12 protein-coding genes and 1 pseudogene are annotated in these 17,596 nt (G+C 46.9%); 7 read left to right on the forward strand and 6 right to left on the reverse strand.

Annotation, left to right across the window (positions count from 1 at the left end):
* Positions 1–4 precede the first annotated feature (4 nt).
* The gene (locus PCH02S_RS01825) at positions 5–334 is read right to left on the reverse strand and encodes a PadR family transcriptional regulator (RefSeq protein ID WP_127449763.1); all 330 of its coding nucleotides are present in this window, start codon (positions 332–334) and stop codon (positions 5–7) included.
* A gap of 182 nt (positions 335–516) precedes the next feature.
* On the opposite strand from PCH02S_RS01825, the gene PCH02S_RS01830 reads away from it, so the two are divergent.
* The 7 genes and pseudogenes from PCH02S_RS01830 to PCH02S_RS01860 all read left to right on the forward strand — a co-directional run bounded on the left by PCH02S_RS01830 (position 517) and on the right by PCH02S_RS01860 (position 12,241).
* A complete protein-coding gene (locus PCH02S_RS01830) occupies positions 517–1,401 on the forward strand; it encodes an NAD(P)-dependent oxidoreductase (protein ID WP_127449458.1) in 885 nt (294 codons plus the stop codon).
* A 29-nt stretch (positions 1,402–1,430) separates the two neighbouring features.
* Entirely contained in the window at positions 1,431–2,570 is a 1,140-nt protein-coding gene (locus PCH02S_RS01835; protein ID WP_127449460.1) for a glycerate kinase, read from the forward strand.
* A gap of 1,246 nt (positions 2,571–3,816) precedes the next feature.
* Positions 3,817–6,099, forward strand: a pseudogene (locus PCH02S_RS01840) (rhamnogalacturonan lyase); the annotation flags it as partial.
* A gap of 940 nt (positions 6,100–7,039) precedes the next feature.
* Positions 7,040–7,357 carry a cohesin domain-containing protein gene (locus tag PCH02S_RS01845; RefSeq protein WP_127449462.1) on the forward strand — a complete coding sequence of 106 codons (318 nt, stop codon included), beginning with the start codon at positions 7,040–7,042 and terminating at the stop codon, positions 7,355–7,357.
* Positions 7,323–7,901, forward strand: a complete 579-nt coding sequence (locus PCH02S_RS01850) for an S-layer homology domain-containing protein (RefSeq protein WP_127449464.1) — start codon at positions 7,323–7,325, stop codon at positions 7,899–7,901. The genes PCH02S_RS01845 and PCH02S_RS01850 overlap by 35 nt, the downstream gene beginning before the upstream one ends.
* A 12-nt stretch (positions 7,902–7,913) precedes the next feature.
* Positions 7,914–11,624, forward strand: coding sequence for a rhamnogalacturonan lyase family protein (locus tag PCH02S_RS36660; protein ID WP_127449466.1), 3,711 nt, complete (start codon positions 7,914–7,916; stop codon positions 11,622–11,624).
* Between the two features lie 125 nt (positions 11,625–11,749).
* The gene (locus tag PCH02S_RS01860) at positions 11,750–12,241 is read left to right on the forward strand and encodes a hypothetical protein (protein ID WP_127449468.1); all 492 of its coding nucleotides are present in this window, start codon (positions 11,750–11,752) and stop codon (positions 12,239–12,241) included.
* An 11-nt stretch (positions 12,242–12,252) separates the two neighbouring features.
* On the opposite strand, the gene PCH02S_RS01865 is transcribed toward PCH02S_RS01860, so the two are convergent.
* The 5 genes from PCH02S_RS01865 to PCH02S_RS01885 all read right to left on the reverse strand — a co-directional run bounded on the left by PCH02S_RS01865 (position 12,253) and on the right by PCH02S_RS01885 (position 17,431).
* Positions 12,253–12,456, reverse strand: coding sequence for a hypothetical protein (locus PCH02S_RS01865; protein ID WP_127449470.1), 204 nt, complete (start codon positions 12,454–12,456; stop codon positions 12,253–12,255).
* A 25-nt stretch (positions 12,457–12,481) separates the two neighbouring features.
* Positions 12,482–13,693 carry a threonine synthase gene (locus tag PCH02S_RS01870; RefSeq protein WP_127449472.1) on the reverse strand — a complete coding sequence of 404 codons (1,212 nt, stop codon included), beginning with the start codon at positions 13,691–13,693 and terminating at the stop codon, positions 12,482–12,484.
* Between the two features lie 123 nt (positions 13,694–13,816).
* A complete protein-coding gene (locus tag PCH02S_RS01875; protein WP_127449474.1) occupies positions 13,817–14,935 on the reverse strand; it encodes a Ger(x)C family spore germination protein in 1,119 nt (372 codons plus the stop codon).
* Positions 14,928–16,031 carry a GerAB/ArcD/ProY family transporter gene (locus PCH02S_RS01880; RefSeq protein WP_127449476.1) on the reverse strand — a complete coding sequence of 368 codons (1,104 nt, stop codon included), beginning with the start codon at positions 16,029–16,031 and terminating at the stop codon, positions 14,928–14,930. The genes PCH02S_RS01875 and PCH02S_RS01880 overlap by 8 nt, the downstream gene beginning before the upstream one ends.
* On the reverse strand, positions 16,028–17,431 hold the full coding sequence (locus tag PCH02S_RS01885; RefSeq protein ID WP_127449478.1) for a spore germination protein: 1,404 nt from the start codon (positions 17,429–17,431) through the stop codon (positions 16,028–16,030). Before PCH02S_RS01885 ends, PCH02S_RS01880 begins: the two co-directional genes overlap by 4 nt.
* Positions 17,432–17,596 lie beyond the last annotated feature (165 nt).

The following is a 17,596-nucleotide window of genomic DNA, read 5'->3' on the forward strand; positions in this document are numbered from 1 at the left end:
TTTCTTATATGAATAAATCGAGAATGCCCTTTGCATGTTCCCAATTCCGCTTGTTCGTATCAAATGTCTCTTTCCCTTTGTCGGTGATCCGGTAATACTTTCTTCTGCCGCCTTGCGTTTCGTCTCCCCAATAAGAAGTAATGTTCTCTTCCTGTTCAAGGCGTTTGAGGCTGGCGTACATGGTAGCTTCCTTGAGCTCGTATTCTCCGCCTGTGGTTACTTGCACAAGCTTGGATATTTCATAGCCATACTTATCACCTGACATTAAAAGCTTAAGAATGATGCTATCGGTATGCCCGCGAATAAGCTCGGACGTTATTTTTAAGTCAAAGATGATCCTCACCTCCTGTTTTACATTATATTCAAGAGTACTATATCTGTCAATGTAGTCCTGCGGAGGATACACATCTTTCATTGACCGCACAGAACGGGGATGATAAGTTAGAAGAAGTATTGGGAAAAATTGCGCAGTATCTGGTTGACATTGTGTGTTTATTTAGAAAGGTGGTTTTTTGCGTGGCATTGAATCCAGCACAAACCGTAGTAGGACTTGTAGGCACGGGTGTTATGGGTAAAAGCATGGCAGGTCATTTTATGAAGGCAGGGTATCAAGTTCATCTGTACAATCGGACAAGATCCAAAGCACAGGACCTCGTTGATCAGGGTGCACATTGGCAGGATTCCCCTGGACAATTGGCTCAGCAGTGTGATGTCATTATTACGATGTTAGGTTTCCCTAGTGATGTGGAAGAAATTTATTTAGGCGAAAATGGTATCCTGCAGAACGCCAAGCCAGGAAGTTATGTCATCGATATGACAACGTCCTCGCCCAAGCTTGCCAAACAAATTGAACATGAAGCGCGTTCCCGCGGGTTATTCTCACTCGATGCGCCTGTTTCAGGCGGAGATGTTGGAGCGAAAGAAGCGAAATTGTCGATCATGGTTGGTGGATCGCGCGATGCGTTTGATGCGGTTTTGCCATTATTTGAGAAGATTGGCACGAACATCGTCTATCAAGGGGAAGCGGGAGCAGGCCAGCATACCAAGATGTGCAACCAAATCGCCATTGCCAGCAATATGATGGGCGTGGTTGAGGCGCTCGTATATGCGGAGAAGTCAGGATTAGATCCTGCGACGGTGCTAAAAAGCATTGAATCCGGAGCAGCGGGCAGCTGGTCATTAAGTAATTTGGCCCCGCGGATGATCGCCGGCAATTTTGCACCTGGCTTTTATGTCAAACATTTTATTAAAGATATGAAAATTGCCCTTCAATCAGCTGAAGAAATGAATGCGAAGCTGCCAGGGCTTGCTCTTGCCAAATCGCTGTATGAGCAGCTTGCGGCCAGTGGGGAAGAAGACAGCGGGACACATGCGTTGTATAAGCTAATAAGCAAACTTTGATCGAAAAAGCTCGGGGGAGAGGGACGACCGTGAAAATTGTCATTGCACCTGATTCTTTTAAGGGCAGTTTAAGCGCGAAAGAGGCTGCTCTAGCTATAGCGAAAGGCATTCAGAAGGCTGCACCGACACCGGATACGGTGCTTGTTCCGATGGCTGACGGCGGCGAGGGAACCGTAGACAGTCTCATTAGCTCGACACAGGGGACCAAAATCAACGTTTCAGTAAGCGGGCCTTTGTTGGACAATGTAATAGCCGAATACGGCGTTCTTGGAGACAATGAAACCTGCGTCATCGAGATGGCTACGGCTTCAGGGCTCTATTTGATCTCGGAGGAGCAGCGAAATCCTTGGCTGACGACGACCTATGGGACAGGTCAGCTTATCAAACATGCCTTAGATCATGGGTATCGTAAGTTTATTTTGGCGATTGGCGGCAGCGCAACCAATGATGGAGGAAGCGGCATGCTTCAAGCGCTTGGGTTGGCGCTCCTGGATGCGGAAGGACAAGCTGTTCCGCATGGTGCGCTTGGTCTTGCGAAAATTCGCAGCATAGACGCTGCGAATTGGGATGCTAGAATAGCGGAGTCGAGTTTTACGATTGCCTCTGATGTGGTTAATCCGTTCATCGGCCCGCAAGGAGCGTCCTATGTGTTTGGCCCTCAGAAGGGGGCGACCCCTGAGATGTTGCCAGAGCTCGATGAGGCTCTCCGCCATTGGGCGGATCTCATCGAGGCGCACACGGGCATAGCCGTACACGATCTGCCTAGCGCAGGGGCAGCGGGCGGGCTTGGCGGCGCGTTCCAAGCTTTTTTCCCGTCAACCGTTCAGCGCGGCGTTGAGATTGTTATGGACAAAAGCAACCTGAGCCAGCACTTGCAGGAGGCATCTCTCGTGTTTACCGGAGAAGGCCGAACAGACGCGCAGACGGCTTCCGGCAAAGCTCCCATGGGCATTGCTCAAGCGGCGCAGAAACTCGGCGTTCCTGTTTTTGTATTGAGCGGTTCCATTGGGCCCGGTGTGGAGGCTCTCTATGACCATGGCATCACGAGCATACATAGTATTGTTAATGGACCGATGTCCTTGCAAGAAGCGATGGAGAGGACCGAGGAGCTGCTAACGCAAAAAGCGGAGCAGGTCATGCGGACTTATCTGGCTGCTCGGAATATGTAAGCTTGTACTTTTTGAAAAAGTCTGTCTTTCTTCCCGCGGTTGCGCCGGAGGATAGGCAGGCTTTTTTTGTGATCAAACATTGTACCCTACCGTCAACCTGTGCGTCAGTTAGCTAACTTCCACCTCACCCGCCAAAAACAAATCTAAAAGACCATAGCGAGAATTCCGCTATGGCATCACTTGAGGGAACTGGAGTCCCCTATTCCAATGAGCTTTTTCCCCGTTGAGCGGAACAGTGGGGTCTTATTTTGCATCCACGGCATGCTTATCGCAGGAAAGAGGCAATATAGAGCCCTGTAGTTCCCCCTGACACTGCCCGTCAGGTCTCAGCTAGCTACTTTCCCAATCCCGCACTATTCCATCAACCTACTCACAACACATCGAACTTCCACCTCACCCGCCAATAACAAATTTAAATGAACATAGCGAGAATTCTGCTATGGCTTCACTTGAGGGAACTGGAGTCCCTTATTCAGAGGAAAACGAGCTTTTTCCTCGTTGAGCGGAACAGTGGGGTCTTATTTTGCTGCCACGGCATGATTATCGCGGGAAAGAGGCATTTTAGCGTCCTGTAGTTCCCCAAACAAGTGAAACATGCCTCTTTTCAGAGGAAGAGTGTCCTGCAGTTCCCCCTAAAGTAACGCCGAAGAACAATTTCTCGTTTCTCGGATGATCGCTCCTTCTTCGACCGACTATCACTCACATCTCGAGCACTCATCGCTCGAGCAAGCGCTCGTTGGCTCGCTTCTCGAGCATCCATCACTCTAGCAAGCGCTCGCCCATTCGAGCGCTCACAAAGGCTCATTTCCTCCATTTCAGGAATATAACTGTTTCTTGAACAAAAATAACGGTTTTTTATTTGGTAAATAAAAAATACACAATGTATCATTTGAGAGGTAGTGAGAAACATGGACGAAGTAACATGAAGTGACTTAGTTAAGACGAAAGGAGGCTGCGGATAACCAATAAGAGCCACTTTGAGCAGTATATATAGGGGATAAGTTGAAGCCGCTTTCAAGAAGTTTTCGCGTAAACATGCAAGATTATGAATGTTTATCCCGATATAGTCTTTAATTATTGCATAAATTGACTTTCCCTCACCAGCCATTCAAGGAACTTATTCTTAAGCCTCAACCTGCCCTCATGATTCGACAAATGCTGATAAAAAGAAACAATTTGTATCGAATGCATATCATTTTCTGACAAAATACGCGACATATCTCCGATTAGGAAGGTGACGAAAAGCATGGCGAACAAGAAACTCAGCCTAGCAAAGAAAGCGCTTACTATAACAGCCGGCTGCATGGTGATGTTCAGCAGTATGGTCGGAACAGCAGCAGCCAATGAACAATCAGGCAATCAGGGAACGACGTCCGGCGTTCAATTGGAATATTTGGATCGTGGCTTGACAGCGGTTGTCAAAGGCAATGGCGTGTTTCTCAGTTGGAGGCTGCTTGGCAATGAGGTTATGGGTTACTCCAGCACGGGATTAACGGGGACAAACTTTAATTTGTATAAAGACGGCGTGAAGATTGCTACGATCGATGACAGTACGAACTATTTTGACAGCACAGGAACGGCTTCATCACACTATTACGTAGCTGCGGTCGCTAACGGAAATGAAGTGGATAAAAGCGCAACGGTTACGCCATGGGGCAGCGGTTTCTATGATTTGCCTTTGAAAAAGCCGGCGGATGGCGTTACACCAAAAGGTGAAGCATACACCTACAAAGCGAATGACATGAGCGTTGGCGACGTTGACGGCGATGGTCAATATGAATATTTCGTCAAATGGGATCCGTCCAACTCCAAAGACGTCTCTCAAAAAGGTTATACAGGCAACGTATATGTAGATTGCTATAAGTTTGACGGGACGTTATTGTACCGAATTGATCTTGGGGTCAATATTCGGGCTGGCGCACACTATACGCAATTCATGGTTTATGATTTCGATGGCGACGGAAAATCAGAGATGATGTTCAAAACAGCACCGGGTACAAAGGTCAGTAAATACGATGCTCAAGGTAATGTGACATCCACGAAGTACATCACGATGCCGGGCGAAGATCTTGCCAAAGGCTTTGCCAATACGGACGATTATCGGTTGAGCGCCGAAGGTTACTACGATCATGTGGTGAACATGTTCATGAATTGGGATAAGCACCCAGAGGTGCTTAACGGTTCATGGCCTAAAACGTTGGAAGAATGCTTCGGCATCGCCAAAAAATATTCCTATCCGCTGTCTGAAGGGGATGCCAAGCTTTTAGCGGACTATTTTATTGACGTGTATGCCCCAAGTCGAAGCACAAATAACAAATTGCGGGAATTTGAAGGCTTTGTTGTAGACGGTCCTGAATATTTGTCGGTGTTTGAAGGCGCGACAGGCAAAGAACTGGAAACCATCCACTACAAGCCGTGTCGTGAAGATGACGGACTCATGTGGGGAGATTACGCGCTTGCTAGAATTGAGCCAGCCAATCGTGTGGACCGATTCTTAGCAGGGGTATCGTATCTGGATGGCCAAAATCCTTATGCAATCATTGCCAGAGGGTACTATACGAGAAGTACCATCGTGTCGTACCGCTGGAATGGTAAACATTTGGAAGAGTATTGGTTCGTAGACAGCGGATGGGTGAAAATGACGAATCCGTTCAATGACACTCCTCACGGCAGAGAGGGATCTAATCCTGCTTATGCAACACTGACGACGCAGGGTGCTCACTCCTTGACAAGCGCGGATGTGGACGGCGACGGCAAGCAAGAAATTGTATATGGCTCATCAACGATTGACCATGATGGAAAATTGTTATACAGCTCCGGCGATACGATTGCTTCGGGGCCGAATGCTGGAAAATATGCATTGCTAGGCCATGGAGATGCTCTGCACGTTACAGACATTAACCCGGATCGTCCTGGTTTGGAGATTTTCATGGTTCATGAAGGCGCGACAAGCGTACCTTACGGTTACTCTTTCCGTGACGCGAAGACAGGTGAGACGATTTATGGCGCCTACACAGGGAAAGACACAGGCCGTGGCATGATCGGTGACGTTGATGCTAGCAAAAGAGGTATCGAAACGTGGGCCACTGCCCTGCGAATGGCCGATGGCACCACATTAGGAACATCCATGCCAGGCACAAACATGAGCATCAAATGGGCGGGCAACATGACGACGCAAATGGTGAATGGCGCGGAAGGTTCAACGCCGACGATCGACGTTTGGAGCGGGGCCAGAGCGCTGACGGCTACCGGCACGACGACCAATAACTCCACGAAAGGGAACCCATCCCTTGTTGCCGATATTTTTGGCGACTGGAGAGAAGAATTGCTCGTTCGTAAGACGGATAGTTCCGCTATTCGGATATATATGAGCACGGATGTAACGAATCACAAAATGTACACGTTAATGCATGATCCGCAATATCGGGCTGAAATCGCTAGACAGAACACAGCGTACAATCAACCGGCATATACGAGCTTTTATTTTGCATCTGACACGGATTGGTCCAAGGTGCCGATTCCAAACTTGAAGCCTTTTGCAACCGGGGCATCTTTAAGTGGTCCTGACGCCGTCGCTCCCGGGCAATCGTTCAATGTTACATACGGATTGGAGCACGTAAACTCGGAGGTAGTTGCTGAGGATATCACCATTGATGTGGATACGAACAAATTGGATTTGAATAATACGCCTCCTGTTTCGTTGGACGAAAACACCTTCAAGATAGTTGATTACAAACAAACACCAGGCAAGCTTCGCATTCTCGGCGTTCACTTCGGCGACAAACAAGCGCGTCCGAACGGCCCGCTGTTCACTATCAGTTTGACGGCCAAATCCTCCGTGCAATCCGGAGTAGGAACTGCTGCCGTCTCAGCGTTAACTGTTGCGAACGGTGCAGGCATAGAGCAGCAGTTGCAGGGTAGTTCGTACGCTGTGCAAATTGGCTCTGGAGACAAAACGCAGTTGAATGCTCTCATTGCTGAAGCACAAGGCGTAATTAGCAGCGCAGTTGAAGGCAGCCATGTTGGCGAGTACCCTTCCGGCTCCAAAGCGATTCTGCAAGCAGCTATTGATAAAGCGATTCTGGCTGCGAATGATTCGACGATCTCTCAAGAGCTTATTAATCAAGCGATTGCTGAGCTTTCCGCCAAACTTCAAACTTTCCGTCAATCTGTGGTTACAAAAGTGGTTGGTGACTATACGAATGATGGCAAAGCAAGTATCGGCGATTTGGCGCTTATGGTTAAAGCGTATGGTAAATCGGTCGACAGTCCAGATTGGAACGATTGGAAACAATTTGACCTCAACAACGATAAAATGATTGATATCGAAGATCTTTCAGCACTTGCTCAGTTGATCATTAACGAAGACTTTTAAGTGGGATTTTCCTTGATTAGCGGGTGGGAAGGCAGGGAATGCTGCTGCTTTCCTCCCCGCACCCATTCACATCACGGAGAGGACGGAGGCTGCGTTGAAAAAGAAAGGGCTTTTATTCGCATTATGTTTATTTCTGTGCATTTCATTCAGTTACGCACAAGCCATGGCGGCTGAGTCGCCTAGCTACTCCTTATCCCTAACCAGCAATCAAACCCAAGTCGGGAGTCAGGTGCGAGTTGTTGTCAAAGGCACCCATGTGACAGACCTTTTTGGCTACGAAATTCGATTATCCTATGACACAACCCATTTACGTTTTATAAAAGGAACGAGCCCGATGAACGGATTTTCCGTTCCGGCAATCGCGAAAGAAGGGCAAGTTGTTTTCGCCCATACCAATGGTTATTACTTTTAGTGATATGGCCAATCATTGGGCACAAAAAGCTGTTGAGCGAGCGGCATCGCTCGGTATTGTAAACGGTTACGATGACGGAACATTCCAACCGGACGGCAAAGTAACACGAGCGGAGTTCACAGCTATGCTGGTACGCGCGGTTTCGCTTACTAGCAAGGATGCACAAAATATGCAATTCTCCGATATCGCCGATATCCCGCAATGGGCCAAAGCTTATATTTTTGAAGCGGCATCCGCTGGCGTGGTAACGGGTTACGAAGATCACTCCTTTGGTGCGGATCGGCTCATTTCGCGCGCGGAGATGGCGGTTATGGTCGCACGGGCAATCGGTCTGGAGTCAAACTCCGATGAGGCGGATTCCTTTGCTGATGAGGATCAGATTCCGGCATGGGCGCTGCAGGAAATCAAAGCTTCACGTAAAGCTGGATTGATTCAAGGCAGAGACAATAACTATTTTGTTCCGGATGATCAAGCAACACGAGCTGAAGCGGCTGTATTAATTCTCGCAGCTTACGATAACTTCCAATCGGCAAATGAAAGGTAGATGAACGCGAAAATGAAAATGAGAAAACTTCCGCTCTTTTTAAGCGCAACGATGGCGTTCGCCATATTTTCAGGCTCAGCAGTACTTCCTAAGACAGTTTCTGCTGCTCAGCAAGCCTACCTCTTTGATTTCGGAACAGCGACAAGTCCTGTAGCCCCCGGTTATACACGCGTTTCTGAATCTACGTTGTATAGCAGTGCTACGGGATTTGGTCTAAGCAAAACCATAGCGAGTAGAGATCGTGGAGCTGGTTTCAGCGATATTTTAAGAGATTTTGTCATTGATAAAAGCTTCTCATTTAAAGTGGATATGGAAAATGGGGATTATTTCGTCAAAGTTACCGCAGGCGATGGAACGGCAAGCAATAAGACGGCCGTAACGATTGAGGGGATCAATCGGGGTTCCACGAGTACGGCCAGCGGCAGCTTTCAGGATGTCACGGCTGTTGTCACCGTTGCAGACGGACAGATGAACGTGGATATTGGCGGCAATGACGGCCGTGTCAACGTCATCGAAATTACGCCGGTTGTGGTCATGAGCGGTGTCAAGGTTGACAGAGTGAACGTATCTCCATCACCAAGCGTACAGCTTAGTTGGAATGCTGCACAAGGTGTGAGCGAATACAGCATTTACAGGAAAGGTGAAGGACAGGCCGATTATACCAAAATTGGCACAACGAGCGCAGCGGCATATGCGGACACTTCAGTTGAACTTGGTTTAACTTACACGTATGCGGTAACAAACACAGTCGGTGGTTATGAATCACCGAAAAGTGACCCGCTGTTGGTAACTGTATCAGATGGAACGGGCCAAAAACCAGCAGTTCCCGGCCATTTTCAAATCACGAATGCCACAGAAAGTTCCGTTAGTTTAGACTGGGATACCGTTTCTGGAGCTGTTTACTACTATGTTTACAGATCATCCAACGAGGCAGGGGCATACAGTAAAATTGCCGGAACATCGGATTCATCCTATGTTGATCAATCCGTGACAACGAATATTCCTTATTATTACAAAATTGCAGCCGTAAATTCGGCGGGGTTATCCGATCTCACAGCCTCTGTTGTATCACCGATCAAAAAAGTGTTCCAACGTCAAATGGAACGTCTGGAACGAGGCACCACGGCGATTAAAGTGAGCAATGGCGTATATGTCGGTTGGAGATTGTTGGGCACAGAGCCAAGCAGCATTTCATTCAATTTGTATCGGGACGGCCAGAAGATCAACAGCACCCCGATCGCCTCAAGCACGAACTTCCTTGATACGGAAGGTACGCTGCAGTCGACTTATACGGTTCGAGCGATCGTGAGCGGAATTGAGCAAACGGCTTCGGGCAGCGCAGCTGTCATGGAGACGAATCATTTGGATATTCCTCTGAATAAACCGACAGGGGGCATTACTCCGGATGGGGTCGCCTATACATATAGCGCGAACGATGTTAGTGTCGGTGATTTGGATGGCGATGGACAATACGAATATGTGGTGAAATGGGATCCTTCCAATTCCAAGGACAATTCGCAGTCCGGTTACACAGGCAATGTTTATATAGATGCCTATGAACTTGACGGCTCCCAATTATGGCGTATTGATTTGGGTAAAAATATCCGGGCTGGAGCTCATTACACACAGTTCATGGTGTATGATCTGGATGGAGACGGCAAGGCGGAAGTCGCCATGAAAACGGCGGACGGAACCATCGATGGGACCGGAACCGTGCTTGGGAACGGGGCGGCGGATTATCGCAATTCATCGGGTTACATTTTAACCGGTCCTGAATATTTGAGCATTTTTGAAGGTACCACGGGTAAAACACTTACAACGACTTCTTACGAACCTCCAAGGGGAACGGTGGCGAACTGGGGAGATACGTACGGTAACCGTGTCGATCGTTTTCTGGCAGCAATTGCTTATCTGGATGGCGAGCACCCAAGTCTGATTATGGCACGTGGCTACTACACGAGAACAGTTCTTGTCGCGTACAACTGGAAAGACGGACAGTTAACGAAAGTGTGGACGTTTGATTCAAACACGCCCGGAAATGGCAGCTATGCAGGTCAAGGGAATCACAACTTAAGCGTTGCGGACGTTGACGGGGACGGCAAAGATGAAATCGTGTATGGCGCAATGGCGGTTGACGACGATGGTACAGGACTTTATACAACGGGTTTGGGGCATGGAGATGCAATGCATTTAAGTGACTTGGATCCGGATCGCCCTGGTTATGAGGTTTTTCAGGTGCATGAGGAAAAGCCGAACCGTGCAGGCTTGGAATTCCGCGATGCGAAAACAGGCGAGCTCATCTGGGGGAAACCTACGAACTATGATGTAGGCCGTGGTGTATCCGCCGATATTGATCCACGGTACAAAGGGGCTGAATCTTGGGCCATTGATGCGGGGGGCTGGAACAGTACCTCCGGGGGCTTGTACGATGTGAAGGGCAATGAGATTTCCACGCATATTCCGCCTGCGAACTTCGCGATTTGGTGGGATGGAGATCTCCAGCGTGAGCTGCTCGACCATACTTACAACGATACGACGCTGACCGGTGTAGGTAATATTTTGAAATGGGATTATGAGAATTCGCAAGTGAAGACGCTGCTTTCAGCAGTAGGTACATTCTCCAACAATGGAACAAAAGGGAACCCAGGCCTGCAAGCCGATCTATTCGGTGACTGGCGTGAAGAAGCCATGTGGCGACTTGAAGACAGCAGTGCGCTGCGCATCTATATGACAACGGATGTAACAGATTACCGCTTCTATACGCTAATGCATGATCCAGTATACCGATTAGGTGTGGCTCGTGAAAATACGGGCTACAACCAACCTCCTCATGTGAGTTACTATCTAGGTGGAGGGATGAGCCAGCCGCCGATGCCGAGCATTACGGTGCCCGCAGGTGAACCGCAAGAGCCGGGTATTCTTTTAGGCGGGGGAAGCACATTAAAGCCTGGGGAGACGCTCACGCTGACATATGGTCTGAGCGGTATTACGGAGCCCGTCATCGCCCAAAATGTGAGCTTTACCTATAATCCGGATTACTTCGAATATGTATCAACCAAAGAATTGCAAGATGGTGTGAGTGTGGTAGGCAATGTGTACAGTACACCTGGCAAAGTGCGAATCATCTTGGTTAGTTTGGGAACTGACTATGGCGTGACAGGCAATAGCGAACTGATCTCGCTTCAGCTTAGAGCCAAGTCGGTTGGCAGTACGGTTGTCACCAACGTTTACAGCTCGGCAGAGGTGGCTAATGCAGCAGGGGTAGAAACTGTTTTCCAAGGCGTAGAGAAGCCGATTACGATCCGTTATGCCGACTTGTCCGCGTTGAATACGCTTATTAGCACGGCTGAGACGACATACGCACAGGCGGTTGAAGGAATTGGTCAAGGGGAATATCCAGCTGGATCGAAAGCTGATCTTCTAGCTGCCATTACGAGGGCCAAAGCCGTTCAAGCGAATCCGAATGTTACACAGGCTGAAATAATGCAAGCCGTTGCTGAACTGAATGCCGCGCTGACAGCGTTCCAAGCTTCCGTGCACACAAGTCATGGATACGATGTGAATAACTCCGGTCAAGTGAGCATCGGCGACTTAGCCTTTATTGCCGCTCATTATGGATTAAGAAACACAGATCCTAACTGGGATAGCAAAGCGGACGTCCACGTGGACGGTATCATTGATATTCTGGATTTAAGTGAAGTGGCCAGCTACATTTTAAAATAGTTATATGAAAGGCCTGGTGGAGATCTATGATCTTCCTGCCAGGCTTTTTTACGCTTATCAGAGCGGGTCTAGGATGATAGGTATCCGAATAAGATAATAAGAGATAATTCGAAGAGGTGATGAAGGTGGGAACCCGACTATTATCGGAGCAGTTGGTAAAAAAGCGTTTTCCGCATTTGAGATATGTTCGAATTCATACACCGGAAAAGCATAAAGCGACGATCTATGCGTGGAACGAAGATTTGAACTTATCGGAAAAGGATGCCGAGAGCTTGCAACGTTATGCAAGCGCTTACTTGTATCCTTATGTTAGTTATCAAGTAAAAGCCTATAACTTGGTGCAAACGGATAATGTCCCGCTGCCGCAGGACATTCCGGAAGCTGTTGTTCAAACGGCGAAACGCAGGAATTTGAACCAATATGGCATTATTGAGGCCATTAATCGGCTATTTCCCTGCGGTCACTTATCGTTTGTCCACTATGATGCCGCGGAGAGCTTGATTTATTTTGATTTTCATGCCGACCGACAACTTCAGAATCGTGAGAAGGAAGCAATGTACAAGTATTTAAATGAAATTATTCCATTGGGATCTTATTGCGAAGTGACGTTCTATTAAAAGCTTCATTGTCAATCTTCTTTAATGCGGAATTCGCTTTCTTCCCGCAGATACGATATTTCACCGATCTGTACCTCGAATGGCGTGTATTTTCTAATTTTACCAACAGCGAGAAATACCGGGATATCATCCGCCGTGCATTGGATCACGGCGACATTCGCTTGTGAGAGTGCCGCCGCAAATAATTGCATATCCGTAATCAATGTTTTGTTCAATTCGTTGTTCACTCCTGGCCCGTCCTTATCTCGTGATCCGTTCCTCCGGCTGCAAGACAGGAACCTGGACGTTTACGGTATCCGGATATTTAATGCCAGCCCCCGTGTTAAGCGCAATAACGCACTCATCTTCGGCGATCCAACCGGATTGTTTCAGCTTTCTTGCGGCTGCGAACGTAGCTGCTCCCTCTGGGCACACGAATGCTCCCTCAAGCTCAGCGATTCGCTGTTGTTCTTGCAGCAGCTCCTCGTCATGAATGGAAATTGCGCATCCGCCGGTCGCATAGATGGCCTCCAAGACTAAGAAATCGCCTAGCGCTTTTGGAACGTTAATGCCGAAGGCGACTGTCTTGGATTCCTGCCAAAATTCCGAGGCTTTGGCTTGATTTTCCCAAGCTTTGACGATAGGCGCACAACCCTCTGCTTGCACAGAGACAAGCCGCGGCAATTTCCCTTGCACCCAACCTAAGGTTTGCAGCTCCTGAAGCGCTTTATAAATCCCGATTAATCCAACGCCGCCGCCAGTCGGGTACAAAATCACATCAGGAAGCTTCCAGCCCAGCTGCTCAGCGATTTCAAGCCCCATCGTTTTCTTGCCTTCGATGCGATAAGGTTCTTTGAGCGTAGAGGCATCGTAGAGGCTGTATGATTTGACGAGATCGGCGACAATTCGCCCGGCATCGCTGATGAGACCATTAACCAGATACAGATTGGATCCGGAAATGGCGCATTCATTACGGGTAATGAGTGGAGCATCGACGGGCATGATGATCGTTGACTTCATCTTCGCTCTGGCAGCATACAAGGCCCACGCTGCGCCTGCATTGCCATTGGTCGGCATGGCAAGCTCCGTCACGCCCAGCTCCTTCGCTTTGGAGATGCCAACAGCTGCGCCTCTGGCTTTGAAAGAGCCGGTAGGCAGTAAGCCTTCGTCTTTCATGAGCAGACCGGGGATCTGCATATCTGCGCCGATACTGCGCATAGGAAGCAGCGGGGTGAAGCCTTCGCCGAGTGTAACGACATGCTCCGGCTGAATGACGGGCAGCAGCTCGCGATAGCGCCAAAGGCTTGGTTCTCGATCGCGAAGCATGGCAGGAGTCAAGGACTTGGAAATACCCTCCATGTCGTAGGCGACTAAAAGCGGTGAACCGCAGGTGCACAGCTGATGTTTGTCCTCGGCTGTATATCGCGTGTCACATTTCGGGCAAAAAAGATGAGATACATAACTATGCTTCATGGCTCAAGTCTCCTAAGTAAACAAATGTGAAAGTTTAGAACATTTCAAAACCAACCTAAGGACAATTACTTAGCCATCGTAATGGAAATGAAAGCAGCGTGTCAACGTAACATGAAATATTGTTTACCGTATCATCCCGTAGTCACGAATCTTGGCGTCTACTTCCACGCGGATATCAACATTTGGGTAGAGAGCGTCCCAATTCATCTTCTTCCATTCGTTGTAACGCATACTGTTTCGGACATAAGTGCCGATTCCCAAATTGTCCCCTCCCACGTGTTGTACTTGGTTAAGAATTGCTTGCATTTGTTCACGGATGGCTTTGGACAAATCTTGATTTAAGGCTTTTTGCTCATCTGTATGTTTAAAAGTCGAAGCCCCTGTATACTCCAACATAATACCGCTCAATCGGATTTGCATAACAATTTTTGGGGGAGCGCCTGCAGGTTGTTTCATAATAGACACTTTTCGTTTGGAAATAATGGAGCTAATCATCGCTCCTTCTTTTTGACCAGATGATTGATCCATAAATCTGACATTGAATTCGGCATTATTAAGGTTATGATGCAAAATAGCAAACATCACCGTGTTGTGTTGACTGATCTTTCCAATGTAACGATCTTTTTTGAACAAGGCGACCCCATCTATTTCCACATTATCATTTTTCATCATAACCAGAGGTGCAATTGGGTCAATTCCATCGTCAAAATAATCGCGTGCGAAGCTGTAGAGTGTGACTTCAGGTACTTCATGAATTTTGGTCTCTTGGGTTAGAAGCTGGTCAATGTGACTTCCGACTGTACTGATTTGAGCATAGGAATGGGTTAACATGTCGACAGCGCTACCGTTCACAACGACGATTTTTAGCCGTTCGCCAACCGTATAATCTCGGCGATAGGAGTCTAATGCTTTCCATATGCCTTGTTTAGCTTGATCCTTCCCGAAGAGCATACTTCTTAATTGACCAGAAACAATGACTTTGTCAATTTTCCGGGAGAAGTTACTCCTTCCTTCTTTAGGTGTAGAAGCTTTTGTCTGCAAGATATCTAATTGTGAGGAGTTCGGTTTTCCTGCTCGTGGGATCGAAATAGCAATAGATAATTGAGTCTTGGATGGCTTTCCATTTTTATCGTACGCAGGATCTATAGCTACGGTATCCGACATGCCCAATTTCTCAATCCGATGCTGCTGGGCACAAGCTGTGAGACAGAATAGAATAACTAGAATAAACAGCCTACGCATAATTTTGTCCTTTTCGTTTGTTAATAAGGAGGATAGTAAGTAATACAATGGGAAGAAATACAGCAACCGCTGCTTCTGCAATTCCAAATCTAAATATCCACGGCTCTGTTTCTTCGAGCGTTGTTGGTATGGCAAAGAAGGAAACTACTGCGAGAATAACTAAGACAACATAAGGGGTAGAACGGAATTTCGCTGCTGGAAAGAGCCATCTGATCGTTTCAGCAGATGCCCAGGCAAACATAACATTCGAAACAATAACTCGTAACAGGGAGAGATTGAATATTAGATCGTCCACTCGTTTCACAAAGGGGAGCTCCATGTAGGATAACAAATTCAACACAGGGAACTTCATATGTTGAAGTTGATGCAAACTGAAAAAGCCAAAGGAAATAAAGCTAACTAAAATATAGCTAGCGGTTGTAATGAGATTAGCGATTTGAAAGCCACGCATTAAGTGTGATTTTTCATCTACATAGGGAAATAGAAGGAGACAAAGTTCATAACCTAGAAAAGCTGAATAAATTTGAAACCATCCCATTAGCGTATGATCGACTTCCTTAAACCAAAAAGGAGTCATTCGTGATAAATCAAAGTCTTTGCGAGCATAAAACAAAAGTAGGAAATTGCAAGTTAGCAAGAAAAATGCGATAACAGCCGAATTGGAGATAGAAAAAATTCCTTTGGATAAAAGTAAAAATACAAGCAGTTCGAGCAGCAGATATAAGTAAATCGGGGGGAGTGAACGGAAGGATAAAGAAGTACTAATGAGTATGAAATCTTTACCAATAAGACTGCCCAGAATTCCCCAAAATGCAGCCAATATACAAAAAAAAGGGATGATAATAAAGTTAGGTAATGCAGATTTCGTGATATCGAAGATGGATTTCCCTTTTCCGAACCGATAAACCAATGAGATCAAGAAAAGATTGCAAGAAGCGACGGCTGAACAGATGAGTAGAGCAGCCCACCCGTTCGTCCCGATATTTTCTGCTAACAGACGGGGAAGATTGAATACGAAGACACCGGTCTGGATGAAATTGGCAAGAATGGTGGTCTGAAAAAAAGGGAGCTTTGCCCGCATGAGTAACTCCTTCATTTACCTGATTTATTGGGGGTGAACTTTTTAAATTTAGCCAAAATTTGAACGGGAACTCGAATAATCTGATCTAACCAACGACTAGGTTGCGATGGTGCTATAGGTGATAGATAAGATAGTCCAAACATATGTAAACTGGAAAGTTGAACGATCAAGAATCCGAGACCGAAAACTAGACCGAAATTTCCCAAAATACCAGCCAACAGAATGATACCAAATCGCATTAACCGAATAGAGGCACTCATGATATAACTAGGGATGGCGAAGGAGGCTATGGCCGAAATCGCAACAGAGATGATGAGGATATTGCTTGTTACACCAGCTTGAACAGCAGCTTGACCTATGACGATTCCCCCGACAGTCCCAATCGTAGAACCGATTTTGGTGGGTAAGCGTGCTCCTGCTTCACGAAGAAGCTCGATAGTCATCTCCATAAAAATGGCTTCTACCAACGGTGAAAAAGGCACTCGATTACGGGATTCCATCAAATTTATTAGCAGTGATGGAGGAATCATTTCATAGTGATAAGTGACAAGAGATACATACAATGCGGTAAAGCTGAGTGTAATGAATAAGGCAATAAGCCGTAAAATACGAACGGCAGAGGCGACGGCCCACGGTTGATAATAATCGTCTGGCGACATAAAAAATTCAATAAAGGAAGTTGGGGTACTGAAGGCAGCTTGACTCCCCTCAAGCAGTCCGACAATTTTGCCGCTGATCAGTTTATTCGTGATGAGATCAGGGCGCACACTTGTTAGGATTTGCGGTGCAATTGAGTATTTGCTAGGGCTTAAGTATTGAACAAGAATATTCGTTTCATTGACGAGAGGAATATCGAGCTTTTCTATCATCTCGCTTAACTGCTGCACATGAGACGAATCTGCAAGACCTTCCAAATAAAGGAGATTTAACGATGTACCGGTTTTGCTGCCAAGTGTGAAGGAAAGCACTTTGAGTGACGGATCTTTGATGCGTCTGCGAATTAAAGACAGATTTGTGCTGAGTGACTCGGTGAAAGAGTCCATTGGACCACTGATGACACTTTCCGTCTCTGAACTTTCTATCGATCGAGATTCAGGCGCGTAGGCTTCATACAAGTAGGCTTTATGATTATAAAAAATAGCGATACAACCGTTCAGTATATCATGAACGATTTCGTTCGCTTGAAGTTTCTGCTTGAAGGAAGACTTGCTAAGGATCGCAACCATCGTGACTTCAGTTTGATTGAGCAGATTCAAGACATCATTTCTTAGAGATTCTGAACGGACAAGATAACTGAAATAAACCAAATCCACCTGATGAAGCGGGAAGTGTAGATTCGTCAAGTCAGAACAGTCGCTAAGTATTTGCAAGGTTTGCTCTAGCAGGCTGATCTCCGTTATCTCTTCGCTGCTCATCCGTGTAGATCTCCTTTAGTCATTTCACAATATTTCCATACGTTAGTATGTATCTTCCGCCAATTAGTTATTCGATATTATGGGGGACATCGTCCCTAGGCGTGCGTCATATGTTATCATGTATAAGGGCATGACCCGATGATGGATTTACGAAGGAGTTTGATC

The sequence above is a fragment of the Paenibacillus chondroitinus NBRC 15376 genome (assembly GCF_004000765.1).
In the GTDB taxonomy this organism is placed as follows: Bacteria; Bacillota; Bacilli; order Paenibacillales; family NBRC-103111; genus Paenibacillus_E; species Paenibacillus_E chondroitinus.